The organism is Candidatus Dormiibacter sp. (genome assembly GCF_050999135.1).
Classification (GTDB): Bacteria; Chloroflexota; Dormibacteria; order Dormibacterales; family Dormibacteraceae; genus Dormiibacter; species Dormiibacter spiritus.
In genome coordinates, this window is sequence record NZ_JBPCPN010000024.1 from 1 (window position 1) to 16,343 (window position 16,343).

Sequence of the window (16,343 nt, forward strand, 5' to 3'; positions counted from 1 at the left end):
ATACTGGGGTTGGCCATCGGCTTGTCCTCCTCAGGGGTGTGGTAGTTCCTGAAAGGATGACCGATGGTCGTCTTCTTATCGGGGGGTGCTCAGCGCCCCTCGTACACCACGTGCCTGGACACTAACCTGGCGGGTGGCGGCTTATGGCACAAGCGGGCGGCGCTCTTGGCCACCTTGTATTTCCTGCGCCGAGGCGAGACAGCCCAGACACACAGGCTTGTCGAAGCAATGGTCAAAGAAGAGCACGACCTTCTGCAGAAGGCGGTTGGCTGGATGGTGCGCGAAATGGGCAAGGTGGACGCAGGTTTGCTGGAGCACTTCCTACGTGAACACGCGCCGAGGATGCCGCGGACCATGCTCCGCTACGCGATCGAGCGCTTGCCTGAAGACCAACGGCGCCAACACCTGTCGGCGCGGCGTGTGGCTGCGGCTGTCCGCGCGTCGACAGCCTAGCTCAGGCTGTCGAGCAGACGCCAGGTCCGCTCCGCCATCCCCGACCACGTGAAGCGCTCGGCCCTGGCCCTACCTGCGATGCTCAGCCGCCGGCGCAGATCTGCGTCCAGGAGCAGCCGCTCAAGGCACTCAGCGATCGCCTCTGGCTGAAGTGGATCCACAGTCAGTGCCGCCTCTCCGGCAACTTCGGGCAAGGAGCCGGAGTTGCTGACCAGAGCCGGCAGACCGGCTTCCAAAGCTTCCAGAAGCGGCAGGCCGAAACCCTCGTACAGGCTGGGATAAGCGAGCACTGAGGCATTGCGGTAGAGCGCTTGAAGAGCGGCGTCGTCCACGTGACCCAGGAGGTGCACCCCGGGCTCGAGGGCCAGTCGCTGGGGTAAGTCTCCGTAGCCCCAGCCAGGTCCTCCGGCTATCACCAGCGGCACCTTCACGCCGCGAGTCTTGAGCAGGCGGTAGGCGGCCAGCAGACCGTGATAGTTCTTGCGTGGCTCAACGGTGCCCACCGCCAGCAGGAAGCCCGGTTCAAGACCGCTGGGCAGCCGTCCGGGGTTGGCGCCGGCGGGCCGGCCGCCGAGGCCGATAGCATGCACGCGCTTCTCCAGCCCGAGCAGCGGGTAGTGCTCCAACAGGTCCCGGCGCGTCGCCTCCGAAGGCGTGAGCACCAGCGCTGCTCGGCGCAGAGCCGGCAGCAGCAAGCTGCCGAGGTAGGCGCGCTGCTGCCACGGAACCTCCTCCGGGCGGATCCGGAAGGCCAGATCATGCACCAGGAAGGCGGCGGCCGGAGCCTGGCGATGGCGCAGCGCCGGCGGCCAGTAGGGGTAGAGCATGCAGTCAAGGCCGGCGGCGGCTTCTGCGCCCCGCAGCCAGAGCTTGTTGGCCAGCTCGTGCCGGTGGGGCGAGAGCCGATGCTGGCAATCGGTCGCATCCAACCCGGCTACAGGTTCGCGACTGGAGAAGAGGGTCAGCTGACGCGCCCCCCGCTGGGCGATCAGCTCCCGCGTCAACTCCACCGACGCCGTCACCATGCCTACACGCCGACGCCAGCAGGCGGTGAGATCGACGCCGAGGCGCTCTACCACGCCTGCTGGGAAGGCGGGGCCGCCCCCCGCATACCCCTTCCCAAATGCAGTACGGCCTGACATCTCGAAGCCTCGGTCGGAGAGCGGCCCGAGCTCAGAGGATCTCGGCGTAGCGCCTGAAGACCTCCTCCAGGTCTGGCGGCGGCTTCAAGGCATGACCCGCGAGCGCTTGGAAGAGAGTCAGGATGTGCTTGACACCTGCCAAATTGACGCCTTTCTCGCGGGTCAGGTGCTGAATCACCTGCAGCTTGCGAATGTCGCGCTGCGAGTAGCGACGACGATTCGTGGTGGTTCGGAACGGAAGCACGAGGCCGACATCCTCGTAAAGCATCAACGTGCGCGGGTGCGTTTCCAAGATCTCGGAAGCCACGCTGATCGTATAAAGCGGCTTGTCGAGGTCGAAGCCTCCACCTCTGAACTGGCCGCTGACCACGCTCATGTCTCCCGAAGCCAGCCTTCGATCGAGCTTGACAGACGGTTAGGCGTGGTCTGGCTCTTGATCAGATAGTCCAGGGCGCCCAGCTTGAGACCACGCTCCCTCAGATCACTCTCGCTGTAGTTGGACAGGATCACCACCGGCACCTGACGCGTGCGTTCGGACTCTCGCAGACGTTCCAAGACTTCCAGGCCGTCCATCGCCGGGAGACGGATGTCAAGGAAGATGAGATCTGGCGGGCGCTCTTCGGCCAGCCGCAGGCCTTGGAGTCCGTCCTTGGCCATGACTACCCGGTAGCCGTCAAGCTCTAGCTTGAGCCTGTACATCTCGGCCACCATCGGGTCATCCTCTACATAAAGGACTGTGACCTCATCGCCGGAATGGTGAGTATCTTCAGCCTCTGCCATCTGCCAGTCATACTATCGCGTTATCCTCGTCTTCCAACGCAGTTTTCCGTTGCCTTCGATGCCGAGAACCTGCCTGCCAGAGCGTCTCCAAATCGTAATAGGAGCGCTCGCCGGGCAGAAACACATGGGCGAGTACCGAGTCGAAGTCGAGCAGAATCCAGCCCGCCGCCGCGTCCAGCCCGCTGGCGGAGAGAGGCCGGATTCGCTTCTCCCGGGCCTGGTCGATCATCTCCTCGGCGATCGCGCGAAGCTGCCGATCCGTCTCACCGTCGCAGATGACCATGTAGTCGGCCATGGTTGTCTTTCCAGCCAGGTCGATGATCATCGGGTCCCATGCCTGCTTCGACTCTGCCGCGCTGACCAGCAGCTCAGCGAGCTGACGGGAAGGAAGCTCGGGTGATTCGGGCATGTCGCCTCCGTATAGATGGTTTTCGCGAATGTAGGCGGCGACGGGCGGTTCCAGCCGGTCGGCTGCCGGCTCTTCCTGGCGTCGCGCCAGGCGGCCCCGGATGTCGCTGGCCCGGATGTCAGGAGTCGACTGACGGCAGATGAGAGTCCGGCTGGGGTTGATGCCTGACTCGCGCAGATCTTCGAGCTTCGGGCCTGGTAGGCCCGGACGGTCCACAATCACCAGTCGAGCCCGCCGCAGGACCTCTGCCCAGTCCTTCCAGGAGCGAAGGTCACGGGCGGCGTCCCAGCCCAGAATCAGGTGAAGCTCGTCGCCAGGCCGCTCCGCCTGCAGCCCGCGCAGGGTGTCAACGGTATAGGACGCGCCTGGCCGGCGCAGTTCAATGTCCGATACCTCTATGCGCTTCTCGCCGGCCAGGGCCAGGCGGCACATCTCGAGACGATCATCGGCGCTGGCCTTTGGTTGACCTCGGTGGGGCGGTTCGCCGGCGGGCACCACGAGAACCAAGTCCAACCTGGCGCACTTCAGAGCAGCCCTGGCCAGCGCCACGTGGCCGCGGTGCACTGGGTCGAAGGTGCCGCCCAGCACGCCAACTCTCACGGCTGGTATTCGAACTCCAGGTCGCCGGCGCGAACCGTGTCGCCCGCTACAGCACCTGCCTCTTCCAGCGCTGTCGAGACGCCGATCCGGTCCAGCTGGAGCTGGAAGCGCTGGAGCGCGCTGACCGAATCGAAGTCGGTGGCTGCGATGAGCCTGTCGAGCGCCGCGCCGGCGATCCGGTAGCCCCAGGGCTCCTTAACCACCGCGGGCGGTGGGGGCGCGGATCGGCGCCGGCGGAGCCGGATCACGGGCTCCGCCGGCAGTGCCGGCGCTGCTTGGGGCACAGTCGTCAACCTGCTGGCCAGCTGCGCCACCAACTGGTTTGCACCTTCTCCGGTGTGGGCGGAGATCCAGTGCAGCGCTGTGAGTTCGACGCCAGGCGGCAGATCGACTGCCCGCAGCCGCTGCCGCAGCTGCTGCGTCTCTTCCAGATCCACCTTGTTGACAGCCACCAGGGCGGGCCGGCTCGCCAGCTCAGCCGAATGGTGAGCGATCTCCCGCCGCACCATGGTGAAATCCGCCCAGGGATCTGGCGCTGCCCCGTCGACCAGATAGACAAGCATGCGGGTCCGCTCCACATGCCGCAGGAAGCGCAGCCCCAGCCCCGCCCCGAGGGCGGCCCCCTCGATCAGCCCCGGGATGTCGGCGATAACCAGGCGAGTGCCGCCCGGCGCTTGGACGACGCCCAGCTCCGGATCAACTGTGGTGAAGGGATAGGCCCCGACCTTTGGGGTGGCGGCGGAGATGGCGCGGAGCAGCGAGGACTTGCCTGCGTTGGGCGCTCCCACCAAGCCTGCGTCGGCGATCAGCTTGAGGTCCAGCCGAAGGTCTCGCTCCTCGCCCTTCTGGCCGGGTTCAGCTGTCATCGGAGAGCGGTTCACAGAGCTCTTGAAGTGGACGTTTCCACGCCCCCCGCGCCCGCCCGCAGCGACGACCGCCTCAGCGCCATCGCTGGCAAGGTCGGCCAGCATCGCATCCGTTGCCCGGTCGGTCACCTCAGTTCCCAACGGCACTGGCAGCCGCAGGTCGACCGCGCTCTTCCCCGCCTTGAGGCCGCCGTGCCCAGCCTCGCCATCGGGGGCGTGCAGCTGCTTTTGGCGGAGGTAGGCGGCCAACGACGATTCCTCCCGGGTGGCATAGAGGATGACCGAGCCGCCCCGCCCCCCATCTCCACCGTCCGGGCCACCGCGGGGTTGATAGGGCTCACGGCGAAAAGACACAGTTCCGCGGCCACCTCTGCCGGCGCGGACGTGAACTATTGCCGAGTCGATGAACGAACCGTGTTGGTTGTGCTCGGGCGGCATCAGCGGCCAAGCCGCCGGGATCGGGTCGGTCGGCTAACCGGCCGGCGCGATCGAGACGCGGCGGCCGTCCTTGCCCACGCGCTCGTAGGTGACTTCACCTGTCTCGGTGGCGAAGAGCGTGTGATCACGGCCCTGGCCGACATTGGCGCCGGCTCGAATCCTGCTGCCGCGCTGACGGACCAGGATGGCCCCAGCCGTGACTGTCTGGCCGCCGTAGGCCTTGACCCCCAGCATCTGCGGGTTGGAGTCGCGGCCGTTGCGTGATGAGCCTCCACCTTTCTTGTGGGCCATCTAGTCCGCCTCCTCGGCCTCGTCGGCCGACCGGGCCGCGCGGGCACGTGGCTTGGTCGATCTTGGCTTGCTCTCGGCCTTGGCTTCCGGAACGTCCACCTTAGGTTCGCCCTTCGTGCTCATCTCACCCTTGGCCGGCTTGCCGATGCTGAGAATTTCAACTGCTGTCAGGTCGGCCCGAGCGCCCCGATGGACCCGCACCCGCTTCTTGGACTTGTAGCGAAGCACGTCGATCTTCTTCCCGCGCGGATGGCTGATCACCCTGCCAGTGACGACCTGGCCTGCCAGCTCCTTGGGGCGAGCCAGCAGGGTATCGCCGTCTGCGACCAGCAGGACGCGCTCGAAGGTCAGCTCCGAGTCAGTGTCGGCGGCGATGCGATCCACCAGGATCCGATCTCCGGCTGCTACGCGATACTGCTTGCCACCGCTCATGACGACGGCCGTGGCTGCTCCTTTAGCTGCGGGCACGAGGCGGCATTCTACCCCAACCTCGGATTGCTGAACCGCGGCTTCACAGGTTCAGGCAAGGCGGCTGGCGAAAGCCGCCAGCCCCAGAGTGCCGGCGGCGAGAAGGAGCAGCAGGAGCCGGTAAGCGCGGCCCCCACGCGGAAGCAGCCGGCAGAGTATCGCTGCGGCCAGTGCGATGGCGGCGGTTTCGAGAGCGAAGCGCAGAATCCCGGCGAGGTCGTCGCCGACCGGCGGCAGGAGGACCGAAGCGCCGAGCGCGCAGGCGGGCAGCCAGAGTGCCGCCCGCGTCGCCAGCTCCGACCAGTCGACCGGCGGGGCCGAGAACCTGAGCAGGACAGCAGGGAGGCAGAGCAGGTAAAGCAGGCCGGCCACCGCTTTCAGGCCCAGGTGGAGGGGCACGGCGATGGCCGCGACGGCGGTCGGGTGGAACGTGCCGGCGGCGACGGCCGGGCCGAGCAGCGCCAGGCTCCAGCCGAGCTGGGCCAGAAGCAAACCGCCAGGTTCGCGCTCCGACCTGCCTGAATCCGGACGACTGTCCGACCAGCTGGCCCAGCCGGCGCCGGCCACGCACACGGCCGCCAGCAGCGCGCTTCTTTCGGCCGCTGGCACTGGGTTGAACGGCGCAGCCAGCTGGGTGGCGGCGACGGCCGCCAGCAGCAGCGCCAGCCGCCCAGCCAGGGACAGATTGCTTGGCCGGCTGAGTCGCAGCCTCGGGCCAGCGCCGGCAGGCTGGCGAGCCAGCCGACCCAGTCCCAATTCGGCGCCGAGGCCGAGCAGCAGGATGCTGACCAGCCCTGGGTAGGCGATCAGCGCCAGGCTGTGCAGACCGAGATCCGTCAGGCTCACGGCGCGGCTGCCAGAAAGACATTGGGCGCGAGGCCCAGCACCAGGCTGAGACCAAGCGTCAGGAGGACTCCCACCGTGGTGCGCCGGCTCGGTCGGCCCAAGGTGCGCGCGAGCCGGAAGGCGTGCGCCGTCCAGAGCAGGAAGGCGATCAGCAGGAACGCCGCCAGGAGCCAGGAGAACTGCGCAGCCGCGCGCAGGGCGTAGAGACGAAGGGCAAAGCCCGCGAACGGCGCCCCACCCGCCAGCGCCAATGCGGTCACCACGTTCAGGGCGCGGAGGTCCGGCTCCGCCCTGCCCAGCAGCACCGGCCGGGCCCAGAGATAGAGCGGAAAGCGCACGAGGATGAGCGAGAGCAGGGCCAGGATCGCCGTCTGGCTGCCGGCGCCGGGGTAGAGGCCGAGTCCGATCAGCGCCACTCCCCACTCGGCGACGAACGAGAGCCGCCAGGCCTCGGTACCGCCCGCCGCCCGCCAGGCGCCGATGACTCCCCAGACCAGATTGAGGACTCCGGCCAGCAGGAGGGTAGCCCCGAACACCCCCCTCTCGTCGCCGCTCAGCAGTGGGAGCAGCCGGGCAGGCAGACCGAGTGCGAGCGCGGGCCCGAACAGGCCTGTCCAGGGCACAGCCGAGGAGCTGGCCGGCTCGTCGCTGCGCAACTCGGGCAGATAGGGAACGAGCGCAGCCACCGCCACGAGTCCCAACGCCAGCAGCAAGGCTCCGGCGCGGCCGAGGGGAACGCTGCCAGAGCGCAGCAGCAGCCAGCCGAGGGCGAGAAGAGCCGCGGCGATGACTGAGGGCCGAACCCTGACGGCGAAGGTGCGGCGGCCCGGCTGACTGGCCTGAAGGACTCCCAGCAGCAGCAGGATGATGGCCACCGAGTTGGGGTCCGGCATCACCAGCAGAGCCGCGAGGGCGCCCAGGGCTATACCGCCGGCGGCGATGAGGTTCCCGCGCTGCAAAGTCAGCGGAGCGAAGACGCAGGCCAGACCGAGTGTGACCGCGCAGGCGAGAAGGCCGAGGCGGGCGGAGCTCGGCAGCGGCGGCACCACGCCTCGAGTCACCGCCGGTCCCAACACCGTGAGCATCCACAGCGCCAGACCGCCGAGACCGAGGCCGACTGTGCCTGCCGACAGCCGTCTAGGGGCGGTTTGCCATAGAGACGAGGGGTCGAACGCGCTCACTGCAGCGCCTCCGGGTCGCTGACCGGCAGGCTGGAGACGACCAGGCACACGAGCCCTCCCGTCACCAAGCCCAGTTGACCGCTGAGCAGAGAGAGTCCAAGGGCCAGCGCGGTGCCTCCAGTGAGTGCGCCCGAGCGGGCGCCGCCAGAGAGCATCCGAGCGGCGCCCAGACCTGCGACTGTCAGCGCCGCCAGACGAGTGGCTCCGCCCTCCGCCGAGATGAGATAGAGGGCGACATAGGCTGAGAGCGGGAGCACGAGCAGAGCCAGGATGAGGCGGGGTGTCGAGCCCGCCTGCAGCACTCGCCAGCCGGGCTCGCCGGCGCGCAGGCGCAGCCCGGCCGACAGCGCGCCGGCGGCGACCAGAACGGCGGCGGCAGCGGGGCCGGCCTGCAGGAATGCCGGTAGACCCAGCCCTCCGCCCACCAGGCCGAGTCCCAGCGCCAGCGCCCGCCGGCCGTCCGAGACGGTGATGGTGGCTGCTCCCAACCAGGCCAGCAGGGCGCCGGCCAAAGCCAGGGAGGTCAAAGGCGGGCCACGATGATCGCGATCCCGAGCGTCAGCGCCACACCCAGCCAAGGCCGGCGCCCGAGAGCACGAGCATGCGCCGGAAAGTCGAACAGGCTCCTGTAGTCCTCCGGCATGGCCGGCAGCCTGAAGGTGGGCCGCCTGGCCGGCCAGGCCGGCAGCCGGAACGCCGGTTCAGGCGCTAAGCTCTGGGCCTCCTCCGCCGGATGCCTGACTAATAGGGCCAGCACTAGAAGCCCGGCAAGCGGCAGGCCCAGCAGCAGCGGCTCCCAGCCCAGCCCCGCCACCTGACTCGCCGCCGGCGGTCCCGGAGTCGGTCCTGGGATCAGCTCGGCGGCGGCACTCAGCGCGAGCCCCGTCTCAAAGAGACCGAGCGCCAATCCGAGCGCCAGCGTCGCGGCAAGAGCCAGGCCCGCCGTCCATGCGGGCACTGAACCGCCGGGTTCCCCAGCCGACGCCGGCAGCCGCAGCGCCCGCACCGCAGCGGCTACCAGTACCACCCAGGCGGCGACCTCGCCGAGAGCAAAGAAGCCGCTCAGACCGCCGCTGTCCACCGCCGCCTGCAGCACCAGCACGCGGGCTCCGAAGAGAATTGCCGGAGGAGCACCGGCCGCGAGCAGGAAGCCGACCACCGCCAGCCGGCGCGGAACGGCAGGCAGCAGTGGGCCGATGCCGGTCAAGAGAGCTGAGCCCGCCAACACCACCAGCGCTGCAGCCACCCCGGCCTGGCTGCCCAGGGCCAGCGCCAGCAGCGCTGTGCCGAGGTTGAACGCTGTCACCTCGGCCAGAAAGCCACCTGTCTCGGCCGACCCCTGCGCCCGAATGGCGGCAGCCAGTGCCACTGCGACACCCAGGCCCTGGAGTGTCGGGTTGAGCCAGTTCCCCGGCCAGTGGCCTGCGCCCAGGTTGTAGCTACGCGCGACGAGGAGGAAACCGAGCGGCGGCAGCAGGGCGATCGCCACTGCGCGCGAGTGGGCGGCACCAGTCCCCCAGGCGGTGACTGGCCACGGCCGCCAGGGCGCCAGGCCCGCAGTCGCCGCTCCGCCGCCGGCAAGCAACAGAAAGGCTGGCAGTGTCAGGGCGAGGACGGGTGTGGCGCTGTAAATCGAGGTGCCACCGGCCAGCTCGACGCTCACCGCGCCCGCCAGAAGCAGAAGTAGGGCAGCCGCCAGCCAGAGCCAGAGGGACGCAAAGCCGCTGTCGGTGCTGTCATCGCGCAGGCTGGGCGAGGCCAGCGCCAGCAGGCTGCAGCAGGTGGCCAGCGCTGCTACCGCCAGCAGCAGGCGGTCGGCCTCGCTGCAGACCGCCGCCGCCGTGACCGCGAGGGCGATCAAGCCCGCCTGTCCCGCCGTCCCTCCTAGAGAGGCCAGAAGCATTGCCACCGGCGCCAGGGCGCAGAGCAGCACAGCCAGCGAGAGGGCGTCCAGCCGGAGGCCGAAGGTGGTGCCTGCGATGGCCACCGGCGCCGATAGCTCAATCGGATTACGGCCGCCGGCCAGCCACACCCCCAGGGCCGCTCCCCCCGCGGCCAGGCAACCCGCGGCCGCCAGCGGGGAGCCGCCAGGCAGCCGGAACGCTTGCAGCAGCAGCGTTAGGACTCCTGCCAGCAGCAGCAGCCCCGGTGGAACTAGAGCAAGCAAGCCCGCAACCGGCGCCTGAGGTATGCCCGGGAACCCGGCCGAGAGGTAAGCGGGCAGCTCATCCGCGCCTGCCGTCCTGAACCGGGCAGCGGCTAGGCATGAGTCAGGCGCTCGAGGACCGACTTCAGCTCGGCCGCCTTGGTCCGCTCCTTCTCCACCACCGCGGCGGGCGCCTTGGCCAGGAACTCAGGGTCGCACAGCTTGGTCTGGCTCCGCTCGTACTCCTGGCGAAGGCGTCGAGCCTCGCCATCGCTGGCCGGCCGGGCAGATTTGGTGGCGTTCGGGAAAGCGATCCGAGCGCGCCCTTCGGCGAGCTCCAGGGGTGCCCCGGCAAGCTCAGTCACCAGCTCCAAGCCGGCGAGCTGAGCCGTCAGCTCGGCCAGCTCGGCCAGCTCGGGCTCCGTCCCCGGCGCGACGGCCAGGTGACCGCCGCGGGGCGGGGCGCCCGCCGCCCGCCTCTCGCGCCGGATCTCCTCCACCAGCGCTATCAGGCGGCCGGCGGCCTCCTCGGCACTCGCATCGGCAAATCGCTGATCAGGCTCGGGCCAGGCAGATCGGACCAGGAACGTCCTCTCTCCAGGCAGCCGGTGCCAGAGCTCCTCGGTCAAGAAGGGCAGGAACGGATGCAGCAGGCGCAGGAGCGAATCGAGCACGTGCAGACAGACCGCGCGCGCGGCCGGGTCGGCGTCACGCAGCCTGGGCTTCGCAGCCTCCAGGTACCAGTCGCAGAAATCATGCCAGCAGAAGTCATAGAGCCCGTTGATCGCCACGTGGAACGAGTAGCTCTCGATGCCCTCGGTCGCCGTCTTCACGGCCGCCTGCAGGCGCGAGAGCAGCCAGCGGTCCATCAGCGCCAGGCTGGCGTCCGGCACCGGGGTCGGCACGGGCTCGTCACCGAGGCCCATCAACACCAGCCGGCTTGCGTTCCAGAGCTTGTTGGCGAAGCGTCGGAAGCCCTCGATCCGGCTCTCGTCGAAGCGGACGTCCTGGCTGGACATGGCCACAGCCGCGGCCCAGGCGCGAAGGGCGTCGGCACCGTAGCGGCCGATGATCACCCGAGGATCGACGACGTTGCCCTTGGACTTGCTCATCCGCTGGCCGTCCGCCGTCTGGACGACGCAGTGGATCGCAACATCTTTGAAAGGCACCGCGCCCATGAATTCCAGGCCGCTGAAGATCATCCGCGTGACCCAGAGGTTGATGATCTCGCGGGCTGTCGCGTTGAGCGAGGTCGGGTAGAACGTCCGCAGGTCCTCGGTGTCATCAGGCCAGCCCAGCGTGGCGAAGGGCCAGAGCGCTGAGCTGAACCAGGTGTCCAGCACGTCGGGGTCAGCTGTCAGCTCGGCGGAACCGCACTGGACACAGGCGACCGGCTCCTCGACAGAGGCGAACCGGTGGCCGTCAGCGCAGGTGTACACGGGGATGCGGTGGCCGAGCCACAGCTGCCGGCTGATGCACCAGTCGCGGATGCCACCGAGCCAGTCCCGGTAGGTGCGCTCGTAGCGCTCCGGGTGCCAGCGGACCTCGCCCCGCGCGCTCGCCTCGATGCACTTCTGGGCCAGCCCGCGCATTCGCAGGAACCACTGCTCGGAGACCAGCGGCTGGATCACCGCGCCGCAGCGGTCGCAGTGACCAACCTGGTGGGTGTAGGGCCGGGTCGTGACCAGTCGGCCCTCCGCCCGAAGGTCCGCCACCACCCGCTCCCGGGCGACCAGGTCGGGAAGGCCGTCATAGCGGGGAAGCTCGGGCACGTTCAGGCGGGCGTCAGGGTGCAGGGCGTTGATGACTGGGAGGCCGTGCCGCTCGCCGATCTCCCAGTCCATCGGGTCGTGACCGGGGGTGACCTTCAGGGCGCCGGTCCCGAAGTTGCGGTCGACCGCCGGGTCGGCGACGATCGGCAGGCGGCGGCCGACCAGCGGCAGCACCGCGAAACGGCCGACCAGGTCCCGGTAGCGGCCGTCGTCGGGGTGGACCGCTATCCCGGTGTCGGCCAGCATGGTCTCAGGGCGGACTGTGGCGATCTCGAGCCGACGATCGGTCCCCTCGACGTCGTAGGCGATCTGGTAGAGGGTGTCGGTGTGCTCCTGCCAGTCGACCTCCAGATCCGAGATCGCAGACAGGTTCTGCGGGCACCAGTTGACTATGCGTGGGCCGCGGTAGATCAGCCCCTTCTCGTAGTAGCGCACGAAGGCGGTCCTGACCGCGCGCACGTAGGCCGGGTCCATCGTGAAGCGGACCCGGGAGAAGTCCAGCGAGGCGCCCAGCTCGCGGTACTGCTCGATGATGGTCGTCCCGACGGTCTCGTACCAGTGGTCGACGCGGGCGTTGAAGGCGTCTCGACCCAGCTCTTCCTTGCTGGTCCCCTCCTCCGCCAGCTGCTTCTCGATCACGTTTTGGGTGGCGATCGCAGCGTGATCCGTGCCCGGCAGCCAGAGCACCTCATAGCCTGTCATCCGCCGGTAGCGGGCCCAGATGTCCTGCGGAGTGCCGCTCAGGGCGGTCCCCATGTGGAGCTCGCCTGTCACGTTCGGAGGCGGCAGCGCTATCGAGTACTTCGGCTTGGGGCTGTGCGCGTCGGCCCGGAAGAGCCCGGCCTCCGCCCAGCGCCCCGACCAACCGGCCTCGACGGCCTGAGGGTCATAGGCGGAGGGAAGGGCATGGTGGTCTTTCATCTGGGCGTGCTTGAGCCTCGCTTGCGGAAAAGGCCGGAGTCGTTCCGCTGGATCAGCGGGCGCGCGCCGGCCGGGCTACGTCTACGACTGCCTCCTGGCGGCGCATGATCGGCCCATTGTAAGTGGTGGCGGCCGACCCGAGGGCGACGTGCGCCCAACGTATGGGCGGTGGACAGCCTCGAGTTTGTCCCCGAGGAGCGGCGGCTCGACACCCACATCGGCATCCGACAGGGAACGCGGTTCGCCTGCCCGGAGTGTGGCCCCGGTCACTGCGCGTCCACGGCTCGGCGGGCCCCTACGGCAGCCTGGCCGAAGTACAACCGGCTCCGTCTCGAAGAGCGGATGCCGCTCACGGCCGCCTGAACGCCCCACGCCGCCGGACATCCGCCAGCCAGTCGACCATGGGGCATCTCGACCTGGCAGTCCGCTTGCCGCCTGCTCGAACCGGTTCGACACTGCTCTCGGCAACCTTGCGGTAGTACTTGACGGTCCAGTACCAATCCACTACAATAGTACTGATCCGTCCAGTACCACCTGCTCAGGCAAAAGGAGAAGGAAGATGGCTCAGCTGACAACGACCCCAGTAGCCGGGATGGCGAGGGCAGATTCCAGGAGGATGTCCAGATCGACGAGTCCCCTGCTCGCGGCCGGCCTGGTCGCCGGCCCTCTCTACGTCGTGGTGGGCACCATCGAAGCCCTAACCCGCCCCGGCTTCGAACCCACGCGGGACGACTGGAGCCTGCTTAGCAACGGCGAGCTCGGATGGATCCAGGTCGCGCTCTTCATCAGCACCGGGCTGCTGACCCTCGCCGGTGCGGTCGGGATGCGGCGGGCGCTCGCCGATGGCCCGGCCTCGACCTGGGGACCACGGCTGGTAGCACTGTACGGGCTCGGCCTGATTGGCGCCGGGATCTTCATCGCCGACCCGGCTCGTGGATTTCCGCCGGGGACGCCCGCCGACGCCCATGTGATCAGCTGGCACGGTCTCATGCACTTCGTCAGCGGCGGGGTCGGTTTCCTCGGCCTGATCGCGGCGTGCATGACCTTCGCGCGGCGCTTTGCCGGTCTCGGCCAGACGGGGTGGGCGGCCCATTCGATCGCCACCGGTGCGCTGTTCTTCGCGGCGTTCGTAGGAGTCGCCAGCGGTTCCCAGCCGCGTGGGCCGGTCTTGGTCCTGGTCACGCTGGCCTTCACTGCGGCGGTGGGGCTCGGTTGGGCATGGCTCTCAGCGCTCGCGGTGAAAGTGATGGTGGAGTCGCGATCATGAGGTTCCAGTCGACCATCCGCCTAACCGGCAAGACCGCATGCGGGATCCCGGTGCCGGAGGAGGTCGTCACCGGCCTCGGGTCGAGCCGGCGGCCGGCGGTGCGAGTAACGATCAACGGGTATACCTATCGCAGCACGGTGGCTCACATGGGCGGCGAGTACCTGGTCGGCGTGAGCGCCGAGAACCGCGAGGCGGCCGGCGTGAAGGCCGGCGACGACGTGGAGGTGCAGCTGGAGCACGACCCCGAGCCCCGCGTGCTCGCCGTGCCCCCGGACCTCGCCGTTGCCCTAGACCGCGACGCTGGCGCCCGGGCGTTCTTCGAAGGCCTGTCCTACAGCAACAAGCAGCGATTCGTGCTCCCGATCGAGGGGGCCAAGACGGCCGAGACCCGGCAGCGACGGATCGCCAAGGCGGCCGGCGCGCTGCGCGAGGGCCGGATCTAGGCGCATGGCAAGTCCGCCGCCCACCCTCCCGCAGGCCGCCGCCGCGCGGGCCGCGGCTCCGACCCGGCGCCGGACCGGTCGGCTGGCCAGCGCGGCTGTGATCATGGAGGCGGCCACTACCCTGTTCCTACGCAAGGGGTACGCGGGCACCAGCATGGACGAGATAGCGGCCCTGGCCGGGGTGTCCAAGCAGACCATCTACACCCACTTCGCCGACAAGGAGCACCTCTTCAGCGACCTCATCCTGCGCAACGCCGCTCGTGTCGACGAGTTCGTCGAGCAGGTAGGCGGGATCTTGGACGACTCCCACGGCTTGGAGAAGCCCCTGCTCGAGCTGGCCCGCCGCTACATCCACCTGGTGATCCGGCCGGAGGTGCTCCAACTGCGCCGCCTGGTCATCGGCGAAGCCGGCAACTTCCCGGACCTGGCCGGGACGTATTACCAGCGCGTGCCGGAGCGCGTGCTCTCAACCCTGGCTTCCAACCTTGAGCGGTTGGCAGGGCGGGGGCTCTTGCGCATGGACGACCCGATGCTGGCCGCCAACCATTTCGTGGCCCTGATCCTTTGGGTTCCGCTGGACAGGGCAATGTTCCACATCGAGCAGGAGTCGTTGGAGCCGGGAAGGTTGGAGCAGCTCGCCCATGCGGGAGTGCGCGTGTTCTTGGCCGCCTATGGCACCTCCTGAGCCTCTGTACAGAATCCCAATCCGGCGCAAGGAGCCATGGCGAAGGTGGCGTCCTCGTGCCCGATACGCGACAGGTTCGCCGGGGACGCCGGAGGGCGCGACCGGTTGGCTGAACCGCTGAGCTAAGCTCGCTCCTTCTGAACCGGCCTGCCCTCCCAATCTCGGGCCCAATCACCCAGCTCCAGCACATGTCCGTCAGGGTCGGTCACAAAGATCGAGCTGCCATGCCGGAAGCTAACCGGGCCCTCCACCTCGTAGCCGGCCTGAGAGAGGCGTTCGCTCCAGGCCGCCAGGGACCCCTCCCCAACGTAAACGGCGAAGTGCACGTGACTACCTCCGCGGCCGCCGTGCAGTCCCACGCCCGGACCGCCCGACTTCGGCTCCCAAAGGCCGAGTACCTCGTTATCGCCCAGCCGCACCCACGCGCCGGGCCGCTCGGGGGGCCAGCGCTCCACCAGAGTGAGGCCCAGCACGTCGCGATAGAAGGCGAGTGAGCGATCCAGATCCTGGACCTCCAAGACGAGTTCGAGAAATCCTCGCAGGCGGAGCATCAATTGGGAAAAAGCGACAGTCATCGGATTCACGCCTTGGCTGTCGCCGCCGCGATTATCGTTCGTCTCTAAGCAGCCTGGTGGGGTTTTGGAAGGGGAGGCCTGCCTCCTCTTGCCCGCTTAGGCTGTTCGATCCCCGAGTAGTTGAGACGCTCCATAGGTGGAGTCGTCCTCCCCCCGCGCCGCGGGGGGAGGTGAGGAGGGGGGCGTTAACGGCCTGACTTGCGGCGACCGGGCAATGGTGAGAGCTTGCGTCCATGGATCGTCAAACCCGTCTCCATCGAGCTGCTCGGGATCAGCGCGCCCAGGTGCTGCGGCGGGAGATGTCCAGGACCGAATGGCGGCTCTGGTACCGCCTGCGCAGCCGGCAGCTGCTGGGATGCAAATTCCGCCGCCAGGTTCCGGTTGGCCCATACTTCGCCGACTTCGCCTGCTTGGAGGCAAGGCTTGTGCTCGAGGTCGATGGCGACCACCACGGCGATCAGCTCGTCTACGACGCGAGGCGAGATCACTGGCTGGGCGAGATGGGCTTTCGGGTGCTGAGGTTCTGGGTGGCGGAAATTGTTGAGAACATCGAAGGTGTCATTGAGACCATCGCCGACGCTCTGAGTCCATTCGGCTCGGAGGCCCCCCACCTGCCTCCCCCCGCAGCTGCGGGGGAGGACGAATCCACCCAGGAGCGCCTCTACTACTCGGGGATTGGACAGCTTAGGCGGCTTGAACCTCCAGAACGAGTTCGAGAAGTCCTCGCAGGTGGAGCATCATTGGGGAAGAAGCGGCGTTTCTGCCGGTCCAGCCAAAGGCGAATATCCGTTCAGTCAGGCTTCGTTAGGCCGAAAGGCCGGGTTCATCCCGGCCGGTACACGGTGTCGGCGCCGAAGACAGTCATCGGATTCACGACCTGGCTGTCGCCGCAGCGATTATCGTTCGTCTTGAAGCAGCCTGGTGGGGTTCTGGAAGGGGAGGCCTGCCTCCCCTTGCCCGTTGCCCACGGGTCAGGTCGATAGGCCGGGTTCAGCCCGGCCGGTACACGACCTTGGCACCGGCACAGTCCAACGGAGTCCACCAAGCGTCCGCCCCGAGC

Annotated in this window: 19 protein-coding genes; 6 read left to right on the forward strand and 13 right to left on the reverse strand. The window is 68.4% G+C overall.

Annotation, left to right across the window (positions count from 1 at the left end; translation table 11 throughout):
• Positions 1-63: 63 nt before the first annotated feature.
• The gene (locus ACR2MZ_RS05295; RefSeq protein ID WP_434004025.1) at positions 64-453 is read left to right on the forward strand and encodes a DNA alkylation repair protein; all 390 of its coding nucleotides are present in this window, start codon (positions 64-66) and stop codon (positions 451-453) included.
• Here ACR2MZ_RS05295 and ACR2MZ_RS05300 read toward each other — a convergent pair.
• The 12 genes from ACR2MZ_RS05300 to ACR2MZ_RS05355 all read right to left on the reverse strand — a co-directional run bounded on the left by ACR2MZ_RS05300 (position 450) and on the right by ACR2MZ_RS05355 (position 12,313).
• On the reverse strand, positions 450-1,532 hold the full coding sequence (locus ACR2MZ_RS05300; RefSeq protein WP_434004026.1) for a glycosyltransferase family 4 protein: 1,083 nt from the start codon (positions 1,530-1,532) through the stop codon (positions 450-452). The genes ACR2MZ_RS05295 and ACR2MZ_RS05300 overlap by 4 nt on opposite strands.
• Before the next feature lie 94 nt (positions 1,533-1,626).
• The gene (locus tag ACR2MZ_RS05305; protein WP_434004027.1) at positions 1,627-1,971 is read right to left on the reverse strand and encodes a MerR family transcriptional regulator; all 345 of its coding nucleotides are present in this window, start codon (positions 1,969-1,971) and stop codon (positions 1,627-1,629) included.
• Positions 1,968-2,375, reverse strand: a complete 408-nt coding sequence (locus ACR2MZ_RS05310) for a response regulator (protein ID WP_434004028.1) — start codon at positions 2,373-2,375, stop codon at positions 1,968-1,970. Before ACR2MZ_RS05310 ends, ACR2MZ_RS05305 begins: the two co-directional genes overlap by 4 nt.
• A gap of 7 nt (positions 2,376-2,382) precedes the next feature.
• Positions 2,383-3,384 (reverse strand): nicotinate (nicotinamide) nucleotide adenylyltransferase, encoded by a 1,002-nt coding sequence (gene nadD, locus ACR2MZ_RS05315; RefSeq protein WP_434004029.1) that lies wholly within the window; start codon positions 3,382-3,384, stop codon positions 2,383-2,385.
• Positions 3,381-4,688, reverse strand: coding sequence for a GTPase ObgE (obgE, locus tag ACR2MZ_RS05320; RefSeq protein ID WP_434004030.1), 1,308 nt, complete (start codon positions 4,686-4,688; stop codon positions 3,381-3,383). The genes nadD and obgE overlap by 4 nt, the downstream gene beginning before the upstream one ends.
• 33 nt (positions 4,689-4,721) lie before the next feature.
• Entirely contained in the window at positions 4,722-4,979 is a 258-nt protein-coding gene (gene rpmA / locus ACR2MZ_RS05325; protein ID WP_434004031.1) for a 50S ribosomal protein L27, read from the reverse strand.
• On the reverse strand, positions 4,980-5,447 hold the full coding sequence (rplU, locus tag ACR2MZ_RS05330) for a 50S ribosomal protein L21 (protein WP_434004032.1): 468 nt from the start codon (positions 5,445-5,447) through the stop codon (positions 4,980-4,982). It abuts the gene before it with no gap.
• Between the two features lie 51 nt (positions 5,448-5,498).
• Complete coding sequence (locus tag ACR2MZ_RS05335; protein WP_434004033.1) at positions 5,499-6,293, reverse strand: hypothetical protein; 795 nt, start codon at positions 6,291-6,293, stop codon at positions 5,499-5,501.
• Positions 6,290-7,474 (reverse strand): hypothetical protein, encoded by a 1,185-nt coding sequence (locus tag ACR2MZ_RS05340; RefSeq protein ID WP_434004034.1) that lies wholly within the window; start codon positions 7,472-7,474, stop codon positions 6,290-6,292. Before ACR2MZ_RS05340 ends, ACR2MZ_RS05335 begins: the two co-directional genes overlap by 4 nt.
• On the reverse strand, positions 7,471-8,001 hold the full coding sequence (locus tag ACR2MZ_RS05345; protein WP_434004035.1) for a hypothetical protein: 531 nt from the start codon (positions 7,999-8,001) through the stop codon (positions 7,471-7,473). Before ACR2MZ_RS05345 ends, ACR2MZ_RS05340 begins: the two co-directional genes overlap by 4 nt.
• The gene (locus ACR2MZ_RS05350) at positions 7,998-9,641 is read right to left on the reverse strand and encodes a hypothetical protein (protein WP_434004036.1); all 1,644 of its coding nucleotides are present in this window, start codon (positions 9,639-9,641) and stop codon (positions 7,998-8,000) included. Before ACR2MZ_RS05350 ends, ACR2MZ_RS05345 begins: the two co-directional genes overlap by 4 nt.
• Positions 9,642-9,733: 92 nt before the next feature.
• Positions 9,734-12,313 (reverse strand): valine--tRNA ligase, encoded by a 2,580-nt coding sequence (locus ACR2MZ_RS05355; RefSeq protein ID WP_434004037.1) that lies wholly within the window; start codon positions 12,311-12,313, stop codon positions 9,734-9,736.
• 168 nt (positions 12,314-12,481) lie between these two features.
• Between ACR2MZ_RS05355 and ACR2MZ_RS05360 the strand changes: the two genes are divergently transcribed.
• The 4 genes from ACR2MZ_RS05360 to ACR2MZ_RS05375 all read left to right on the forward strand — a co-directional run bounded on the left by ACR2MZ_RS05360 (position 12,482) and on the right by ACR2MZ_RS05375 (position 14,708).
• Positions 12,482-12,676, forward strand: a complete 195-nt coding sequence (locus ACR2MZ_RS05360) for a hypothetical protein (protein ID WP_434004038.1) — start codon at positions 12,482-12,484, stop codon at positions 12,674-12,676.
• 253 nt (positions 12,677-12,929) lie between these two features.
• On the forward strand, positions 12,930-13,580 hold the full coding sequence (locus tag ACR2MZ_RS05365; RefSeq protein WP_434004039.1) for a DUF998 domain-containing protein: 651 nt from the start codon (positions 12,930-12,932) through the stop codon (positions 13,578-13,580).
• A complete protein-coding gene (locus tag ACR2MZ_RS05370) occupies positions 13,577-14,023 on the forward strand; it encodes a YdeI/OmpD-associated family protein (protein ID WP_434004040.1) in 447 nt (148 codons plus the stop codon). Before ACR2MZ_RS05365 ends, ACR2MZ_RS05370 begins: the two co-directional genes overlap by 4 nt.
• A gap of 4 nt (positions 14,024-14,027) precedes the next feature.
• Positions 14,028-14,708 (forward strand): TetR/AcrR family transcriptional regulator, encoded by a 681-nt coding sequence (locus tag ACR2MZ_RS05375; protein WP_434004041.1) that lies wholly within the window; start codon positions 14,028-14,030, stop codon positions 14,706-14,708.
• 122 nt (positions 14,709-14,830) lie between these two features.
• Here ACR2MZ_RS05375 and ACR2MZ_RS05380 read toward each other — a convergent pair whose 3' ends face one another.
• Entirely contained in the window at positions 14,831-15,283 is a 453-nt protein-coding gene (locus tag ACR2MZ_RS05380) for a VOC family protein (protein ID WP_434004042.1), read from the reverse strand.
• 233 nt (positions 15,284-15,516) lie between these two features.
• Here ACR2MZ_RS05380 and ACR2MZ_RS05385 point away from each other — a divergent pair, with 233 nt between their 5' ends.
• The gene (locus tag ACR2MZ_RS05385; protein ID WP_434004043.1) at positions 15,517-16,266 is read left to right on the forward strand and encodes an endonuclease domain-containing protein; all 750 of its coding nucleotides are present in this window, start codon (positions 15,517-15,519) and stop codon (positions 16,264-16,266) included.
• The last annotated feature ends 77 nt before the right edge of the window (positions 16,267-16,343 follow it).

Coding starts and splice junctions, on each gene's coding strand:
- ACR2MZ_RS05370 (WP_434004040.1), top strand. CDS start 13,577: ATGAGGTTCCAGTCGACCATCCGCCTAACCGGCAAGACCGCATGCGGG.
- rpmA (WP_434004031.1), bottom strand. CDS start 4,979: ATGGCCCACAAGAAAGGTGGAGGCTCATCACGCAACGGCCGCGACTCC.
- ACR2MZ_RS05380 (WP_434004042.1), bottom strand. CDS start 15,283: ATGACTGTCGCTTTTTCCCAATTGATGCTCCGCCTGCGAGGATTTCTC.
- ACR2MZ_RS05365 (WP_434004039.1), top strand. CDS start 12,930: ATGTCCAGATCGACGAGTCCCCTGCTCGCGGCCGGCCTGGTCGCCGGC.
- obgE (WP_434004030.1), bottom strand. CDS start 4,688: ATGCCGCCCGAGCACAACCAACACGGTTCGTTCATCGACTCGGCAATA.
- ACR2MZ_RS05375 (WP_434004041.1), top strand. CDS start 14,028: ATGGCAAGTCCGCCGCCCACCCTCCCGCAGGCCGCCGCCGCGCGGGCC.
- ACR2MZ_RS05385 (WP_434004043.1), top strand. CDS start 15,517: ATGGATCGTCAAACCCGTCTCCATCGAGCTGCTCGGGATCAGCGCGCC.
- ACR2MZ_RS05310 (WP_434004028.1), bottom strand. CDS start 2,375: ATGGCAGAGGCTGAAGATACTCACCATTCCGGCGATGAGGTCACAGTC.
- ACR2MZ_RS05305 (WP_434004027.1), bottom strand. CDS start 1,971: ATGAGCGTGGTCAGCGGCCAGTTCAGAGGTGGAGGCTTCGACCTCGAC.
- ACR2MZ_RS05295 (WP_434004025.1), top strand. CDS start 64: ATGGTCGTCTTCTTATCGGGGGGTGCTCAGCGCCCCTCGTACACCACG.
- ACR2MZ_RS05355 (WP_434004037.1), bottom strand. CDS start 12,313: ATGAAAGACCACCATGCCCTTCCCTCCGCCTATGACCCTCAGGCCGTC.